This window comes from Clostridium sp. Marseille-QA1073 (assembly GCF_054863625.1).
The window spans coordinates 118723-136461 of sequence record NZ_JBSVQM010000012.1; the positions used below are offsets into that span (position 1 = coordinate 118723).

At 27.6% G+C, this 17739-nt stretch carries 17 protein-coding genes and 1 riboswitch; of the genes, 4 read left to right on the forward strand and 13 right to left on the reverse strand.

Translation table 11 applies throughout. The annotated features are described in order from the left end of the window. Nucleotides 1-123 precede the first annotated feature (123 nt). The 3 genes from ACY1IQ_RS12435 to ACY1IQ_RS12445 form a co-directional block, all read right to left on the reverse strand. Nucleotides 124-597, reverse strand: coding sequence for a GNAT family N-acetyltransferase (locus ACY1IQ_RS12435; protein WP_291561393.1), 474 nt, complete (start codon nt 595-597; stop codon nt 124-126). 198 nt (nt 598-795) lie between these two features. Beyond that, a complete protein-coding gene (locus ACY1IQ_RS12440; RefSeq protein WP_461614228.1) occupies nt 796-1545 on the reverse strand; it encodes an NUDIX hydrolase in 750 nt (249 codons plus the stop codon). Between the two features lie 175 nt (nt 1546-1720). After that, nucleotides 1721-2383 (reverse strand): AIM24 family protein, encoded by a 663-nt coding sequence (locus ACY1IQ_RS12445; RefSeq protein ID WP_461614229.1) that lies wholly within the window; start codon nt 2381-2383, stop codon nt 1721-1723. 483 nt (nt 2384-2866) lie between these two features. On the opposite strand from ACY1IQ_RS12445, the gene ACY1IQ_RS12450 reads away from it, so the two are divergent. Continuing rightward, on the forward strand, nt 2867-4048 hold the full coding sequence (locus ACY1IQ_RS12450) for a dicarboxylate/amino acid:cation symporter (protein WP_461614230.1): 1182 nt from the start codon (nt 2867-2869) through the stop codon (nt 4046-4048). A gap of 153 nt (nt 4049-4201) precedes the next feature. On the opposite strand, the gene ACY1IQ_RS12455 is transcribed toward ACY1IQ_RS12450, so the two are convergent. The 9 genes from ACY1IQ_RS12455 to ACY1IQ_RS12495 form a co-directional block, all read right to left on the reverse strand. Beyond that, nucleotides 4202-4606 carry a GNAT family N-acetyltransferase gene (locus ACY1IQ_RS12455; RefSeq protein WP_461614231.1) on the reverse strand — a complete coding sequence of 135 codons (405 nt, stop codon included), beginning with the start codon at nt 4604-4606 and terminating at the stop codon, nt 4202-4204. 47 nt (nt 4607-4653) lie between these two features. Next, nucleotides 4654-5151: a GNAT family N-acetyltransferase gene (locus ACY1IQ_RS12460; RefSeq protein WP_461614232.1), complete on the reverse strand. Its 498-nt coding sequence runs from the start codon at nt 5149-5151 to the stop codon at nt 4654-4656. A gap of 108 nt (nt 5152-5259) precedes the next feature. Continuing rightward, nucleotides 5260-5802, reverse strand: coding sequence for a GNAT family N-acetyltransferase (locus tag ACY1IQ_RS12465; RefSeq protein ID WP_461614233.1), 543 nt, complete (start codon nt 5800-5802; stop codon nt 5260-5262). A 127-nt stretch (nt 5803-5929) separates the two neighbouring features. After that, the gene (locus ACY1IQ_RS12470) at nt 5930-6481 is read right to left on the reverse strand and encodes an HD domain-containing protein (RefSeq protein ID WP_461614234.1); all 552 of its coding nucleotides are present in this window, start codon (nt 6479-6481) and stop codon (nt 5930-5932) included. Nucleotides 6482-6486: 5 nt separating this feature from the next. Continuing rightward, the gene (locus ACY1IQ_RS12475) at nt 6487-7266 is read right to left on the reverse strand and encodes a class I SAM-dependent methyltransferase (protein ID WP_461614235.1); all 780 of its coding nucleotides are present in this window, start codon (nt 7264-7266) and stop codon (nt 6487-6489) included. Between the two features lie 553 nt (nt 7267-7819). Next, the gene (locus ACY1IQ_RS12480) at nt 7820-8251 is read right to left on the reverse strand and encodes a GNAT family N-acetyltransferase (RefSeq protein ID WP_461614236.1); all 432 of its coding nucleotides are present in this window, start codon (nt 8249-8251) and stop codon (nt 7820-7822) included. A gap of 276 nt (nt 8252-8527) precedes the next feature. Further along, nucleotides 8528-10315, reverse strand: coding sequence for an ABC transporter ATP-binding protein (locus tag ACY1IQ_RS12485; protein ID WP_461614237.1), 1788 nt, complete (start codon nt 10313-10315; stop codon nt 8528-8530). Between the two features lies 1 nt (nt 10316). Continuing rightward, nucleotides 10317-12062 (reverse strand): ABC transporter ATP-binding protein, encoded by a 1746-nt coding sequence (locus ACY1IQ_RS12490; RefSeq protein WP_461614238.1) that lies wholly within the window; start codon nt 12060-12062, stop codon nt 10317-10319. A gap of 589 nt (nt 12063-12651) precedes the next feature. Next, on the reverse strand, nt 12652-13206 hold the full coding sequence (locus ACY1IQ_RS12495; RefSeq protein WP_461614239.1) for a histidine phosphatase family protein: 555 nt from the start codon (nt 13204-13206) through the stop codon (nt 12652-12654). Between the two features lie 304 nt (nt 13207-13510). Further along, nucleotides 13511-13694: riboswitch (cobalamin riboswitch) on the forward strand. 276 nt (nt 13695-13970) lie between these two features. On the opposite strand from ACY1IQ_RS12495, the gene ACY1IQ_RS12500 reads away from it, so the two are divergent. The 3 genes from ACY1IQ_RS12500 to ACY1IQ_RS12510 are packed head-to-tail and all read left to right on the forward strand — an operon-like array spanning nt 13971 to nt 16835. Further along, nucleotides 13971-14978 (forward strand): ABC transporter substrate-binding protein, encoded by a 1008-nt coding sequence (locus ACY1IQ_RS12500; protein WP_461614240.1) that lies wholly within the window; start codon nt 13971-13973, stop codon nt 14976-14978. A 17-nt stretch (nt 14979-14995) separates the two neighbouring features. Next, nucleotides 14996-16042, forward strand: coding sequence for a FecCD family ABC transporter permease (locus ACY1IQ_RS12505; protein ID WP_461614241.1), 1047 nt, complete (start codon nt 14996-14998; stop codon nt 16040-16042). 1 nt (nt 16043) lies between these two features. Then, nucleotides 16044-16835 carry an ABC transporter ATP-binding protein gene (locus ACY1IQ_RS12510; RefSeq protein WP_461614242.1) on the forward strand — a complete coding sequence of 264 codons (792 nt, stop codon included), beginning with the start codon at nt 16044-16046 and terminating at the stop codon, nt 16833-16835. 94 nt (nt 16836-16929) lie between these two features. Here ACY1IQ_RS12510 and ACY1IQ_RS12515 read toward each other — a convergent pair whose 3' ends face one another. Continuing rightward, the gene (locus ACY1IQ_RS12515) at nt 16930-17214 is read right to left on the reverse strand and encodes a DUF4491 family protein (RefSeq protein WP_461614243.1); all 285 of its coding nucleotides are present in this window, start codon (nt 17212-17214) and stop codon (nt 16930-16932) included. Between the last annotated feature and the right edge of the window lie 525 nt (nt 17215-17739).

Consider the following 17739-nt stretch of genomic DNA (forward strand, 5'->3'; position numbering starts at 1 on the left):
TCTATTAAAATATAATATACATTTAGATTTTTTATATTATTATTTATATAAAAATATACCTTAAAATATAGGTACTTTAGTTAAGTATACTTGTATTTTAAGGTATTTAAATACTATTAATATCTATTTTAAATCTTTTATATACCATGCATCACAGGAAAAATGTTCTGTTTGGACAATAGGTTTGTCAAGACTTTTAAAACCATGTTTTTGGTAAAATCTATTTGCAGCTCCCATGTTACTCAAAGTCTCAAGATAACATTTATCATAATACTTTGATGCAAAATCTAAAGCTATCTTCATAAGGTCATTAGCTATTCCTGTTCCTCTACCTTCTTTTAATAAATACATTTTTTGCAGTTCACATATACCCTCAAGGTTTTTCATAGGTGCTATTCCACACCCACCTATAATTTCACCATTATTTTCTACAACCCAGTATTCACAATTTTCATCTTTATAAACTTCAGATAGATATGATAACTCTGGATCTGCCCAAGCAAGACCTTCCCTATTTCCTCCAAATTCTATTAAACAAGTTCTTATAACCTCTTCTATTCTTTTATTATCTTCCTTTTGTATTTTCCTTATAATCATGTTTTTACCGCTCCTTATTTTTTTGTGTTATGAAAGATTATAGCTAATATTTGAAATAAAATCTACTTCAAAATTCAAATTTTTTATATTATTATGGGGATGGTTCATTACTTTTTATACTTTATAAAAAGTAATGAACCGTCCCCTAATTATAAAATGTAATTATTGCAAATTAATACTATAAATTTATTCTAACTTCTATATAGCTCTTAAAACTGAAATAATATTATCACTCTTTTCTCTTAAATCGTTTATAATAAATTCTTCTATAGAAGTTTTATTCTTATGTATAAATGTCAATAAATTAAACTCTGGAATAACTTGTTTACACTTTAATATGTCGTTGTGAGAATTAAATATATCCAATACTTCTTTTTCACTTATTAATAAATTCATTTTAAAGACAAGAGAAAGAAAATCATGATTTCCTCCACTTACTAAATAAGATGGTTTCAAACTCTTAACTAACTTTTTATTATTAGTATCAATTCCTAACTCTTCAAAGATTTCTTTTTTGATGTTTCCCCTTAAATCTATACAATCTCCTATAATATCTTCTTTATCTATTCCTCCACCTGTAAATTGAAGTTTTCCTGGAGCAGCTGTATTACTATTCATCTCTCCCAAAACAAGTCTTCCATCTAAAGTTTCGATTAATGCAGATGTAGATATAACTCTACAATCAAATTCTGTAGAAAAACTCCTATGTACTGTATATAAATAATGAGCATAATCTGTTAGTTTAACATTAATTTTTATACCTTCTTTAGATTTTTCTATATCTTCAATTGTGTAACAATCTCCCCTAAAGAACTTTTTTCCTTTTCTTATTAAATCATTCCAATACTCTTCAACTTTATTACTGTATTCTTCAGGCAAAAGTATTTTACTATTATCATAATAAACTTCAATATTCTTCTCAACTTTTTCTATATTTATTTCACTCATAATTTTCCCCTCAAATCCCTTTTAATAAATTTTTCAAATTTATATAGGGGACGGTTCATTACAATACATTAAATTATAAAAAGTGTTCCTTTATAATCTATAAGAAGTAATGAACCGTCCCCTAATTTTAAAATATTATTATCTATATTAGTAGAAGTAACATTTATGTATATAACTAATCAATAGATAGCTTAAGCCCAGATAATCTTTCTGAAGGCTGAATTATCACCTTTTGTCCTGATTCATTAAATTGAAGATAATAACTTTCACCTGAGGTTTGTCCAATTAAAGTTTTCCATCCCACTTGAGTTCCAATAGAAGGATTTCTTCCCGTCCAACAAACTACTGCATCTGGATCTACTGCACAGGGTCCCTCTAATATTAAAGGATTTCCATCTGATAATACTGCAACAGATAATATTTGATTTGTTTTGTTTGTAAATTGAGTAGAACATAACCCCCTTTGAGAAATTACCCCTGTTCCAACAAAGGAAACGTCATAATGCATTTCTTTAGGAAAGGCAAGAATGTTTTCACTTTCAACACATACACCATCCATTGGCTCTAAGTCTATTACGGTAACATGATAAGCATTTTCTGCTAAGTATACTTCTCCATCACCCTCTACCATCATAAGTTCAATATTTTCTCCTGTGATATTTCTTTTTACATATCCCATTAAAGCACCTAATGCCCCTCGATTATTGTTAGGTCCTAGTAATGATTTCTCAAATCTAAAATCTCCTTTGTATCCTATCATGGCACCTTTTTTTGCATAAAATTCGCCTCTACCTTTAGCAAGGCAACATAATTCATTTGTTGTTTCAAATATAAACATTATTTTTTCTCCTTCTTAATTTGTATAAATATCAAAATCTACTCTTTTTTTAATAAATTTAAATTATCAATTAAATCATACTTAAATAATTCGGTATAATTTAAACTTAATATATCTTTCTCTACTATTCTTTTTATATCCTTCTATTTTTTATTAAATGTCCCCTTAATATATAGTAATTAATATGTTTATTAAAAAATGTGTTAATAAGTTAATAAAAAATTAAGATCATATATTAAATTGTTATAACTGTTTACTTTAACTTCGTAAAAATCAATCCCCCCTGCCTTTTATCAATTGTAAATTATAATTGATAAAATGCTTTAGAACACCTTAATTTACGATAATATATAATTGTTATACATGATTAAATGTATTTTCTATGAATTATTGCATAATAATAATTTAGATTAAAATTTTTTTGTTATACTATAACTACTATATCTTTTTTGAATAACTTAAATAATTGGAGGTGCTATATTTATGAAAAAGATTGGTCTTATACCAAAATTAATTATCGCAATCATACTGGGTATACTTATTGGTTCTTATTTACCAAGAAATATTGTGGAGATCCTAGCAACCTTTAGCTCCATATTCGCAAGCTTTTTAAACTTTGCAATTCCTTTAATAATTTTAGGTTTCGTAGTTTCTGGAATAGCCGATTTAGGAAAAGGTGCTGGCAAAATGCTTGGAATAACAACACTTTTAGCATATGGTTCTACTCTAATAGCTGGATTTTTTTCCTTCTTTGTAGCTTCTAATCTGTTTCCAAAATTTGTGGAGACAACTTCAAATCTATCAAATACAGGAAATCCGGAAGAAAAACTTTTAGAACCTATATTTAAAATTGCTATTGATCCATTGATGCCAGTAATGACAGCTTTAGTATTAGCATTTTTATTAGGGCTTGGTATTGCAGCCATTAAGACTAAAGCTTTATATAACGTAGCTTCAGAATTTCAAAAAATAATGGAAAAAACAATATCCAATGTCATCATACCACTTCTACCTTTCTATATTATGGGTATCTTCGCTAATATGACCTTTGCAGGAGAAGTTGGCAGAATTCTTTCAGTATTTTGGAAAGTCTTCTTAGTAATACTTATAATGCATTTAGTTATCATAGTAGCTCAATTCTTAATTGCTTGTATAATAGGGAAAAAGAATCTATTTACTTGTTTAAAGAATCAGATCCCTGGATATTTAACAGCTATTGGAACTCAATCTTCAGCTGCAACTATTCCTGTAAATCTAGAGTGCTCAGAAAAAAATGGAGTTTCAAAAGGTGTAAGAGAATTCGTAGTTCCTCTTTGCGCAACTATTCATCTTTCTGGAAGTACTATAACTTTAACTGCTTGCAGTATAACTATAATGTTAATGAATGGAATGCCTATAAACTTTGGAGAGATTGCTGGATTTATAGCTATGTTAGGTGTAACAATGGTAGCTGCTCCTGGAGTGCCTGGTGGCGCTGTAATGGCTGCATTAGGTCTTCTTCAAACAAATTTACATTTTTCCGAAGCTCAATTGGCACTTATGATAGCCTTATATATAACTCAAGATAGTTTCGGAACTGCTTGTAATATATCAGGAGATAACGCTATAGCTATAATGGTAGATTCAATAAAAGATAAATTAATGCCTGAAAAAACAAACATTTAATTTTCAAGGGGACGGTTCATTACATTTTATAAACTATTAAAGTTTATAAAATGTAATGAACCGTCCCTTATACTTATTTTTTTGATACATATCCTATTCTACATATAGATCAATTTAAGGTTGTTTCTTTTACTTCATCCCATAAATCTCTTATCAAATATTCAAACGATAAAAATAATTATTTTCATTATGAACAAACCCAAAATTTGTGTAAAAATCATCAAGTTCGCTTACGGCAATAAGACCTATAATTGCATCTTTGGAACAATTATTTTCAATATAACTCATTATCTTCTCCATAATTTTAGTGCCTATTTTTTTGTTTTGATACTGAGGATCAACAATGATATCTTGTATATAGAAAACTGTTCCTGCATCTCCTACAATTCTTCCAAAGCCTATCATACGTTCGTTATCTTTAATACATATAGAGTATATAGAATTTTTTAATCCTTTTTTTATATTTTCTATATCAATTACTTTCCATTTTACAGCTTTTCTTAATTCAATATATTCTTCAACTGTTGGACATTTTTCAATAATTGCTAAATCCTTCACATTAAAGCCCTCCTCAAAGATTTTTTCTTTTATCTGTTAATTGTCATTTAAATTACTGAAAAAATTTGAAATATACCCTTTTGATCATCTATCACTTCTTCAAATTCCTTATAGTTAATAGATCTTTTTTTATAAAAATTTCTCCAAAAATTTATTGCTAGAGTATTATGATATAATTGTACTACTTTATAATTTCCTTTATATAATTCAAAAAGTTTTTCTATAACCATAGACGCTATACCCTTTTTTCTATAAGCTTTCATTAAAAATAATTCATGTACAGAGTAATCTATATTCTCTGGCACATATTTGCCACTATTTAAAAGAACAAAGCCTGCTATATCTGCATTTACATAAATAAAAAATGGCTTTAAATTTTCATCTTTAAAATAATATTCAATTCCATCATACTCAAATAATCCCTTAGAATTTATTTTTAAATCATCTGCAAATTCTGATAGATCATGCAAATACAAAGTCATCAAGTTCTTAAATATTGATTGTGATTTTGCATCTATTGGGAGTAATTTTATTTCATTTTTCATTTCATTAACCTCCTCCAAATATCCCTATGTCTTCATATACATTTACTAATTTTACTTATCATATAATATTAATTCCTATTATTTTGTATATAGATTATTCTTATGCTCCTATACGTATTTCTTTAGCGACTGTTCCATATTATTTTTCATTAATAATATATCTGCCAAGAATATATCTATCAACAATCTACCACCCATCTGATATTCTTGTCTGGTGACCTGTGCGCCAAATTTTCGATAAAACTGATTTGATGGTGAATAATGATGATTATAGACTACTATCTTTTCTATACCTTTAGCCATATAGAAATCTAATGTATAAATAATCATCATAAGGGAAATTCCCCTGTTTCTTTGGTCGGGATATACCCAAAGACCGTTCAGTTCTATCCCTTTCTCAGGTATATTAAAACTTTCAGCAAAGCTACTAAAGGCAACGCCAAGCATCTTGTCATCTTCAAATGCTCCAATTAACAAACGAATATCATTGTTTTCTTTAGCTGTATTCATCCAATCTACCCATAAGTCCAATTCTTGTGAAAATGAAAGAGTGTTTTTAGCCTTATCAGCTAATTCTTCTGTCCAGCACAAAATCTTTAATTCTATTGTTTGTTTCATATCTGCTTCCGTTAATTCCCTAATTTTAATCATAAGCCCATCCCCTAATTGAATAATATTTATTTCATCTTATAAATATCGGGGACGGTTCATCAAAATATTTAACTTTTATTGTATTTACATGCAAATTTAAATACAATAAAATATAATGAACCGTCCCCTAATTTAAACCCTCTTTTAAATCCTCTATAAATTGTTTTGCAAATGCTTGTTGATTCTTAAAAATAGTTTTCGCCTCTTGTAGATAGCAAGTCCCCTTATCTAAAACATTTTCTTCAATATACCTAATTGTTTCTTCTAATGTTTGACCTCTTACTGAGCCTGTTATTAAAGACTTTACAATTAGATATGTTTTTCCACCTTCAATCATATGTGCATCATGTAATATCTTACCTTCTAAAGTTTCTGCTATATTATCCTTTTGAGATTCCCAAGATACTTTAATTATTTTACTTATTTTTTCCCTTGAAAGTCCTTGCTCCTGTAGCCACTGAATTATTCTTTCTTCACTGTTATATATAAATCCATGAAAATATGTTGAATAGATTAGAATGTCAATATCAGCTTTATACTTTCCTTCTTTTAATAGTTTCTCTACATACTTTAATACTCTTTCTATGTGAGATAAATCATGCATTATATCCTTATTTTTATAATATGGATTAACAAATTCCTTCAAATTATTTATATCTATAATTAACCCTCCATCCATAATATTTATTTACAGCTTGTTTTCACTGCTCTTGTAGCAATATAGGTATTTATATATTTATCTAAAATAGACTTTCCACCATAAGTATCTTCATAAAATCCTGTAATAACAAATCCCGCATCAATTTGTCCCTTAATTTGATCTTCTAAGGTATGTCCAAATTCAAAAGGATAATCTTTTTCAATAAACTCATCTATTTCTTCTTTACTCAAGCTTTCTAAATCCGAATATGGAATTGAGTATTTAACCTCAAATATCCCTTTTTCTAGTTTTTTATAGTCAAATATATAATTTATAGGATTTGCTATGCCTGAAATTAATATCCCTTTATTTTTAAGTACTCTTGCAGCTTCTTTCCACACCACTAAAATATTATCTATAAAAATATTAGAAACAGGATGGACAATTAAATCAAAACTTTCATTTTCAAAACAAGATAAATCTCTCATATCTCCTTGAATGGTTTTAATATTAAGTCCTTCTCTTTCAGCTACATATTCATCACCTTTTAATTGCTCTATCGAATTATCAAAAACAGTAACTGCTCCACCGGCTGCTGATAAAATAGGTCCTTGTTGTCCTCCACCACTAGCTAAACATAAAACTTTTTTTCCCTTTAAATCTCCAAACCATTCCCTTGGAACTATCTTAGTTGGAGTAAGATAAATACCCCATTGTCCCTTTCTAGCATCTTCTATAATTTCAATTGAAACTGGTTTAGTCCACATATTTCCTGCCTTAACTTGCCCATCCCAAGCTTTACTATTATGTTTTATAATATCCATGTTAATTACCCTCTTACTCATTTAAACTAAAACAACTTCTAATCCTTTAATTTATTTTGCTAGTAATATCCTCTTATATATTATTAGTTTTATTTTTCAAGTAGCTTCTCATCCATAAAATCTTAATTTTCTGCTACCCCTAACCTACTAAATCACTCTCTGCATTTAAAACTGTAAATTTTTTAACGCCCAAATTTTTTCTCCTAAATAAAATCCCTGCTTAAATAACATCCTGCTTAATTATAATAATCATAATTTGAATACTTCCCATTCTACTTCTAGTTATTGATTATTTCTCTTATGCATTTTTCTATCACGAAAACAAATTTAAAATTTATTTTCTTATTACTCACTAAAATTTAGAGACGATTCATTAAAATTAGGTGTAATATTTTCAATATATTCTGTAAATTTTTATCCTAGCTTAAATTTCATTGCTCTATTTTTGAATATTATGAAGAAAATCTTTTACTTCTATTGTACTAAGGGACGATTCATAAAAATTAATGAACCGTCCCTAATAATTAATGATCTTATACTTTTACTATAACTCTTAATTAGATTTCCATATCATTAAATAATCTTTTTCTCCCGTGTCATTATCAATTAATTTATCTTTTAAAATAAAACCATTTCTTAAATAAAACTCGTAGGCTTTTTTATTTTTCTCATAAACCTTTAATTCAATTTCATCTCTACGCTCTTTTATAAAATTTAATAACTTATTACCATACCCCTTATTATGATAATTGCTATCAATAAACAATGCTGCTAAATAGTTGTCTATCATAGACACAAAGCCTAAAATTTTATTATTATCTTCTATAACATAAGTCTCAGACATAGGAATGTATTTTGTTATCATATCTTCTTTTTTCTCTTCCCAATATTTCGCATTAATAAAATCATGAGATTTCTTAGAAACCTCACACCAAAGTTCAACTATATAATTTATTTCACTCTCATTATATTTTCTGATATTCATAGTTAGAAATTCCTCTCTTATTTCTATATTTTAAAGCCCCCAATTTATTTAATAATAATTTTTCTCTTACCCTCATAGGATTCTGTAATAACCCTTTTATCTCTATACCTCATATAATTAATTTAACATTTAAGTTTTGCTTAATAAATTTAATAATTCTACCTTAACTGCTTATTATAATTACACCTTAGAGGAACCCCTAAATGGCTCAATGCCATTCCTCTAAGGTGAAAATAATTTATTAATATCTATACTCTTTTTACTAATTTTCTACTGTTAAGCTCCTTCATTAAGGAATCTATACTGTGCCATATACAAGCCATAATAGAAGCCTTTTTTAGCCATAAGCTCGTCATGAGTTCCTGCTTCAATTATTTTTCCGTCATCTATTACCATAATTTTATTACAATCTCTAATGGTTGATAATCTATGAGCTATTACAAAAGATGTCCTTCCTTTTAGAAGTTTATTAATTCCCTTTTGTACTAATATTTCTGTAGCAGTATCTATATTAGATGTAGCTTCATCAAGAATTAAAATTCTTGGATTAGCAAGAAGTGCTCTAGCAAAGGAAATAAGCTGACGTTGACCAACTGAAAGTCTCGAACCTCTTTCATTTACCTCTGTATCATATCCCTTTTCAAGTTTCATAATAAACTCGTGAGCATTTACTGCTTTTGCGGCTGCTACAATCTCCTCATCAGTTGCATCTAACTTTCCATAACGTATATTTTCCTTTATGGTATCAGAAAATAAGAAAGTATCTTGCAGCATTATTCCCATTTGACTTCTTAAAGAATAAAGATTAACATCTTTAACATTTTTACCATCAATTAGTACTTCTCCAAGATTGCAATCATAAAATCTACTTACAAGACTAGTTATAGTTGTTTTTCCTGCCCCTGTAGGACCAACTAAAGCTATATTCTCTCCTTGTCTTATTTTAAAACTTACATCTTTAAGGACAGGAATTCCTTCTTCATACCCAAAGGTTACATTTTTAAACTCTACATTACCTTTAATTTTTGGCATAATTTCAGCACTTTCTAAATCTATAATATCTGGTTTAACATCCATTATGTCAAAAATTCTCTCTGCTGCTGCAAAGTTTGTTATTAATGTATTATAATAAGAAGCTAAGTTTATAATTGGTCTCCAAAACATATCAGAATAAGCTATAAAAGCAACAATTGTACCTACACTAATCTCTCGACTTTGGAAAAATTTAGTTCCATACCAAAATATAATAAGTGTACTAATGCCCCAAGATACTTCAACTATTGGCCAGAAAAAGTCGTTAAACATAACTGCCTTCATAAAACCATTCAACATTTCTTTTAGTGAAAATTTAAATTTAGCTGAGCTAGTTTTTTCATAAGTGAAATCTTGAATAATTCTTATTCCTGAAAAAGCTTCATGAGTATAACCGTTCATATTAGAACGCTTTTGTCTATAAGCTTGCCATTTTCTCCTAGCTATAATTTCTATAGAAAACATAGTAAAACATAATATTGGTAATACAATAATAGCTAATAATGCAAGTTTTACATTCATTGTAAACATAAGTGTAGCAACGCATATAATTGTTAGAAGCTGCGGTATTACTGTAGTTACTCCACTAGAAAAAAGTTCTGATAGAGAGTTAACATCACCAATAACTCTTGCAAGAATCTTTCCAACTGGTCTTTCATCAAAGAAAGCAAAGGATAATTTTTGAATGTGAGTATATAATTCTTGTCTTATATTCAATAATATTTTATTAGTTATCTTAGACATCTCTATAATTGAAACTCTAGATGAAAGCATGCCAATAAAGTTAATTATTATAACTGCTAAAGTTGTCATCATAAGACCTTTAATGTTTTTTGCTACTATAAATTTATCAATAGATATTTTTAGTAGATATGGAGTTAATAGTCCGCTAATCATAATTATTATCATTAAGAAAATTATAAAAAATACTTTAACTCTAAATGGCTTTAAATATTTTATTAATCTTAGAAATATTTCCCTATTTGATCTACTAATTATCTTTTCATCTTGATTTATTGAGTTCTTAGCCATATTAACTCACCTCCTCATTTCTCTTTTCTGAGTTTATAAAATCTTTAAATTGTGTTTTATAAATTTCATAGTATTTACCACCTTTTTTAAGTAGGCTCTCATGAGTTCCATACTCTACAATTTCACCTTCATCCATATATATAATTAAATCTGAATTTTTTACTGCTGAAATTCTATGAGCTATAATAAAAGTGGTAATTTTCTTCTCGCTATGATAAAGGTTTTTTAGAAGATCATATTCTGTCTCCATATCTAAAGCTGAGGTTGAATCGTCAAGAATTAATATTGAACACTCTCTAATAAGAGCTCTTGCAATACATAATCTTTGTTTTTGACCTCCAGATAATCCAAGTCCTCTTTCCCCTATTAAAGTTTCAATTCCTTCTTCTAGCTCATCTACAAATTCTTTTGCACAAGCAAGTTCTAGTACTTTTTCTATTTCCTCTCTTGTAGCATTTTCTTTTCCATATTTAATATTATTTTCTATTGTATCTGAAAACAAGAAAGAGTCTTGTGGTACAATTGATATCCCTTTTCTTAGAGAATATAAATCTATATCCTTAACATCATGACCATCAACCTTAACGGCACCTTCCATAACATCATAATTTCTTAATAAAAGACTTATTAATGATGACTTTCCTGAGCCAGTAGACCCCATAATTGCAACTGTACTTCCAGCCTTAATATCTAAATTAATATTTTTAAGAACTGGCTTTTCTTTATATTTAAAAGTAATATTCTCAAAAGAAATATCACCTTTAATTTCTTCAAGTACTGTACAGTCTTCTGAATTTTTTATTTCTGGATTTATAGAAAGTATGGCATCTATCTTCTTTTGAGATGCTTTACTTTGGGATAACATACTTGTAAGCCAGCCAAGCATTCTCATTGGCCAAATTAAAAGCCATAAATAACCATTAAAAGCTACAAGTTCTCCTACAGTTAAAGTACCTTTAATAACTAATATTCCACCTACACCATTAACTAAAAGTACAGATAAATTTCCTAAAAATTCTTCTATAGGATAAAACTTTCCCCAAATTTTTGATCGCTGAACAGCAAGATCATAGTTTTTATTATTAAACTTAAGAAATTTTAATATTTCATGCTTTTCCCTTGCAAAAGCTTTTACTAGTTTAACTCCTGCAATATTTTCTTGAGCAGTAGTATTTAATACTGCGGTATGATCACTTATTTTTTCAAAAACTGAGTCTAATTGCTTTTCAAGCTTTACAGTTATAAAAGCTATAACTGGCATAGTAATTAGCGCAATTACTGTTAAAAGTACATTCATTTTTAGTAAGACAACTGTAGATAAAACAAAGTAAACAATATTTTCTATAAATAATCTCATTCCAAATCCCATAACTGCCCAAATATTATCTACATCTTCACCTACTCTAGACATAAGTTCACCAGTATTCATATTATCAAAATATGAAAAAGATAAACTTTGAATATGATCAAAAAGATTTTGTTTTAAATCTCCTGCAACTTTTCTTCCTAGATAATCAAACATAAATTCTTTTACATATCCAAATATAAATTTGGTAAATGCTATTGCTGCAATACCTTTAAGCAAAATTCCTAGTATTTCATAATTTCCCTTTACAATTACATCATCAATAAATAGTTTTGTAATATAAGGAGTTACTAAGTCAACACCAATTATAATAATCATAGCTAATGCTCCAATTAGTGTTATTAGTTTATAATTCTTTGTGTAGCTTAAAATTTTCTTCAACTTAAATCGCCCCCTTCAGCTACAAGTCAATTTTTTAAATAGACAATCTACAAATTTCAACACCTTTTAAATTATTATAAGAAAATTTAAAATTGCCTATCGTTACAAATGTTTTCTGAATAATGCATCTAGAACTATTATCCATTTTTTACTTAATATAGAATCCCCAGAGATGAAAAAAGCCGTACTTTCCCACCGATAAACAGGAAAATACAGCTATTAATGCATAAAAAAAGTCCTAGGAATACCCTAGGACTAAAATTTACACAAAAAGGCTATGATAAACCTATATCATGAGGTAGGGTATTAGTTAATACAATATTAAATTTAAATCCTATACTTATTAATCTGTTTAACATCTTACTACCTCCTTTTATAAATTAATCATATTTAGGTTTTACACCCATGTACTAAGTATATCTATATCTAGATATTTATGTCAATATATTATTTAATTTATATATTTTAACTTTTTATTAACATATTAATAAAAAATCCATATTATTATCTTAAATTAATTAAATAGTCAAAATTTTAATTCTTTTCTAATTTTGCTATAGACTTCTATTAAATATTTACAGTAAATAACTTATTTACTAACTGCCTCTATAGCTAAGAGCTTTTTATCTTCAAAAATTAATTTATAAGCATCAGGCATTTTAAGTTTCTTCCAAAAATCATAATCATACTTTTTGCAATAATAATTCATAATAAGCACCATAATATTACCATGAGTTCCAATAGCTATATTTTTTCCGCTATAATTATCTAATACATTATTTAAGGAATTAACGCCCCTTGCTTGTGCTTCTATATTACTTTCTCCACCTTCAAAACAAAAACTTGGATTTGTCCACAGTTCTACTATAGCTTCTTCAAAATTATCCACAGGATATTCACATAATTTCCTTTCTTTAAAGCCCTCGTCTATAATTATACTTTTATTTATCAAATTTGCTACAACTTCTACAGTTTCTATTGCTCTTTTATACGGACTAGAAATTACTAAATCTATATTTTCTTTTGCAAGTGTTTCTGTAATTTTATTTCTGTCTATAGTTCCTTTATGAGATAATGGTCTATTTAACTCATCAGTGTTGTAACTAGAATGAGCATGTCTAACTAAATAAATATTTGTTATCATTATTACTTTGCCACTAAAAATATCCTTTTATAGATAATTTCACCTCTGTATATGCCTTTATGTTAGTGGCTTCTCCTTTCTTATTTTTATATCACCTTAGAGTAATTATATCAAAATATTTACATTTATTCTTTATATTGCTATACTACTGTTACTCTCTTAATACAATATATTTAACTTATATCTTTTTCTTGTGGCAAATAAATTATATGTTTTATAATAGTTTAAATTTTCTGAAATATTCTTTTTGTAAAATTTTGTGTTATAATCCTGATGAAGTAATTGTAAATTTTTATTTAAAATTAAATATATTAACTATTTTGGTGAAATATAAGTATTTCTTAAAAGGGAAAAGGGTGAAAATCCCTTACGGTCCAGCCACTGTATTGAGGAGTAAATTTTTGTTATGCCACTGCAATTTTTTTGTGGGAAGGTAAAAACTTATGATGAATCTGAGTCAGGAGACCTGCCAATATAGGTTTTAAAATCACTTACTAGGATAAGGTATTTTAAGTTTGCTAATTTAACTATATGGTATTGTCTTATTTTATTTATAGTTTAAATATTAGAAATAGATTTATTTTTTAGCATTGTATTTTTTAGTATCTTAATTCTTAAGATGCTTTTTTTATTTTAAAAATTAATAAGAAATTTAACTTTAGTAATTTTCTATTGATACTTTCATAAAGTTAATAAACAAAATATTTTGTTTAAATATATAAAATAATATGCTACATTTTCAAAAATAAAGGAGGATTTTTAAGATGAAAAAACAAAAAATTTGTTCATTGATTTTAGCAGTTTCTTTAACTGCAACTATGTTAGGAGGATGTGGTAACACAAGTGAAGATAATGCTTCAAATTCTGTAGAATCAATCTCTGATACTAAAGCCTATACTCAAGTTACAATTAATAATGACTTACCTTCTAGAAAGACAGATGAAGTTTTCTCTGAAACTCCTAAAAAAGCTGTAAGTTTAAGTGGTTTTACAACAGAGATGCTTCTTGCCTTAGGTTTAGAAAACTCTATAGCTGGATATTCCTTTCAAGATAATGAAGTATTGCCAGAATATAAAGACGCCCATTCTAAATTAAATGAGTTAGCTGACTTAATGCCTTCAAAGGAAACTTTACTTGGCGTAGAACCAGATTTTATAACCGGGTGGATGTCTACTTTTACTGAAAACAATTTTAATGCTGAATTTTGCAAAGAAAATAGAATAAAAATTTATGTTCCAAAATGTGAAAGTCCTAATGCAACAATGGAAACTGTTTATGAAGATTTTACTAATCTAGGAAATATATTTAATGTAAAAGAAAATGCAAGTAATGTTATATCAAAAATGAAAAAAGAAATTGAAGATATTTCATCTGCTGTTCCTAAAGATAATGAACCAGTTAGAGCTTTTATTTATGACTCTGGAGAAGATTCGCCATTTACATCTTGTAATGGTTTACCTACAGATTTAATTAGACTTGCTGGTGGTGTCAATATATTTAAAGATGGTGAAAAACCATGGGCTAATGTAACTTGGGAAGAAGTTGTAAATAGAAATCCTGAATACATAATTATCATGCAATACAATGCTGCTGATAACGTAGAAGAAAAAATAAACTTTTTAAAAAATAATGCAGCTCTAAAAGATATAGATGCAATAAAAAATAATAATATTTTTGTTTTAGGACTTTCAGATGTTGTTGCAGGTGTAAGGAACTCTAATGCAATAAAAACTATGGCTGAAAAATTCCATCCAGAAGCTTTTAAGAATTAACACGGAGAGTTATTGACATGAAAAAAAATAAACTTACCTTTCCCTTTATATACATATCCTTAATTCTATTTTTAATAGTTTCTATAATAATTGCTATTAATGTAGGATCTGTAAATATAAGTGGTACTGAATTATGTAAAATAATAATTAATAATATATCAAATAAAGAGTTTTTTCCAAAAACTTGGTCTAACTCTGTAGAAAATATAGTATGGCAATTAAGACTTCCTAGAGTACTTCTTGCTGCAATTGTTGGTGCTGGCCTATCTTTATCTGGTGTATTGATGCAAGCATTAACAAAAAATGTTCTAGCTGACCCTTATATACTTGGAATATCTTCTGGTGCTTCAACTGGAGCTGTAATAACTATTTTACTAGGTAGTACACTAGCATTACCTATCTTATCTGTACATTTAGGTGCTTTTATTGGAGCATTACTTTCTTCAATAATTGTCTTTGTTATTTCAAGTAGACAGGGAAAGTTTTCTTCTTCTGGATTAGTGTTAACAGGGGTAGCAGTAGCATCCGTATTCTCAGCTATAACAAATTTTGTTATGTTTAAAGCCAAAGATGTTAGAAAGCTCTACTCTGTAATATTTTGGATGACTGGGTCACTTGCTGGTGCTAAATGGGGTGACTTACTTTTAGCTTTTTTAGTTTTAGTAGTTTCTTCTATAATAGCTTTAGTAATTCATAAAACATTAGATGCAATTTTACTTGGTGAAGATGCAGCTATAACTTTAGGTGTTAACATTAAGCTTTTGAAAAAAATAATAATAGTAACAAGTACACTATTAACTGGAATTATGGTATCTTTAAGTGGAATAATAGGCTTTGTTGGTCTTGTAATTCCTCATATTTCAAGGACTATTGCTGGTTCTGTGCATAAAAAGCTTATTCCACTAACTATTCTTTTAGGATCTTTGTTCTTAATATGGTCTGATATATTTGCAAGAATAATTGGTTCTCCTGAAGAACTTCCTATAGGTGTTGTTACGGCTTTCATTGGCGCACCATTCTTCTTACTTCTATTAAAAAAGAGTAAATATTCTTTTGGAGGTTAACATGATCAAATTAAGCGTAAAAGATTTGCAATATAAGCATATATTAAAAAATATAAATCTAGAAATAAATAAAGGTGATTTTGTTGGAATTATAGGACCAAATGGTAGTGGAAAATCGACATTACTTAAAAATATATATAGAGTTTTTACTCCAGATAAAGGTGAAGTTTTTTTAAATGATATAAATTTAAAAAAATTATCTAATAAAGAAATTGCTAAAAATATGTCAGTAGTAGCTCAAGAAAACAGACCTGAATTTGACTTTAAGGTGATAGACATGGTGTTAATAGGTCGTTTTGCACATAAAAGCTTATTTGAAGATAGTAATTCTAATGACATAAAACTTGCTGAAAATTGTTTAGAAAAAGTTGGAATGTTAGAGTTTAAAGATAGAAACTTCTTAAACTTATCTGGTGGAGAAAAACAGAGAGTTTTAATTGCAAGAGCATTAGCTCAAGAAAGTGACTTTATGATTCTTGATGAACCAACTAATCATCTAGATATTGGATATCAACTACAAATAATGGACATAATAAAAGCTCAAAATTTAACAGTATTTTCAGCAATTCATGATTTAAACATCGCTTGTTATTATTGCAATAAAATAATTATAATGAAAAATGGAATAATACTAGATTTTGGTAAACCAGAAGATATTTTAAATGAGAATATTGTATATGAGCTTTTCGGGCTTAATTGTCAAATTGAGAGAAATAATCTAACAAATAAATTAAATATAATATACATTCCAAAATCCTTTAATAATAATTTAAAAAATGCTACAGTAATTTAATGTAATTATTTTTTATTTATATTATCTTAAGTGCTAAAAAATAACTAGCCAGTACGCTAGTTATTTTTTTAATTATGCCTTACTATATAAATAACTATTTATGCTTAGGATTTTTAGGAAACCATCCTTTTTTCACCCGTTGCTCTTGTTCTATTAACTCATGTATGCTCCAAAGACAAGAAAAACCTGTAACTCCTAGCAAAGCCGATAACAATTGACCTTTAATATTTAAGGATAAGATTATAAATATAATACCTAATAATAAAAATATTGGCCATATGTTTTTACTAAAATAATATTCCCCTTTAATTACTATAGGGTGAAAAATACCTATAATTAAAAACGAAAATAGTCCTATTATAATCCCTTGAAAATTCAAAATATCCCCCCTTATGTAATTTACTTTGCTTTTCAAATTGTAACTAAATTTGTTTTATTCCAACCAATTTAAGAAAAGTTTGAAAGTCGCTTAATAAACTGTTAATTGATTATATTATAGCAGGTTATATCCGGTATGCTAATATATGTGAAACTTAATTATGCTTTAAATATAAATTTTATAACTAAAATAAAAAAAGCAATATATAACGATTATTGATGAATAGTCTATATGCATTTTAAGCATTATATAGGTATCCAATATAAAATAGAATGCAACAAGTAACTATTATCAAATTATTTCTACAACATATTGCACCCCTGAGGATATACATTCCACAGGGGTGCAATATTAAATTACTAATAACTATTTATTTTTTCTTGCTTTATTATGTTTTTCAGAACCTTGAGGAATATCTTCTGAAAACTCTTGGTTAAATTTATTTAATTCCTTTTTTGTAGATGGGGTTAATGCTACACGTTTTGCTTCAGGTACATTTTTCATAGAATAATCCTCCTCTAAAAT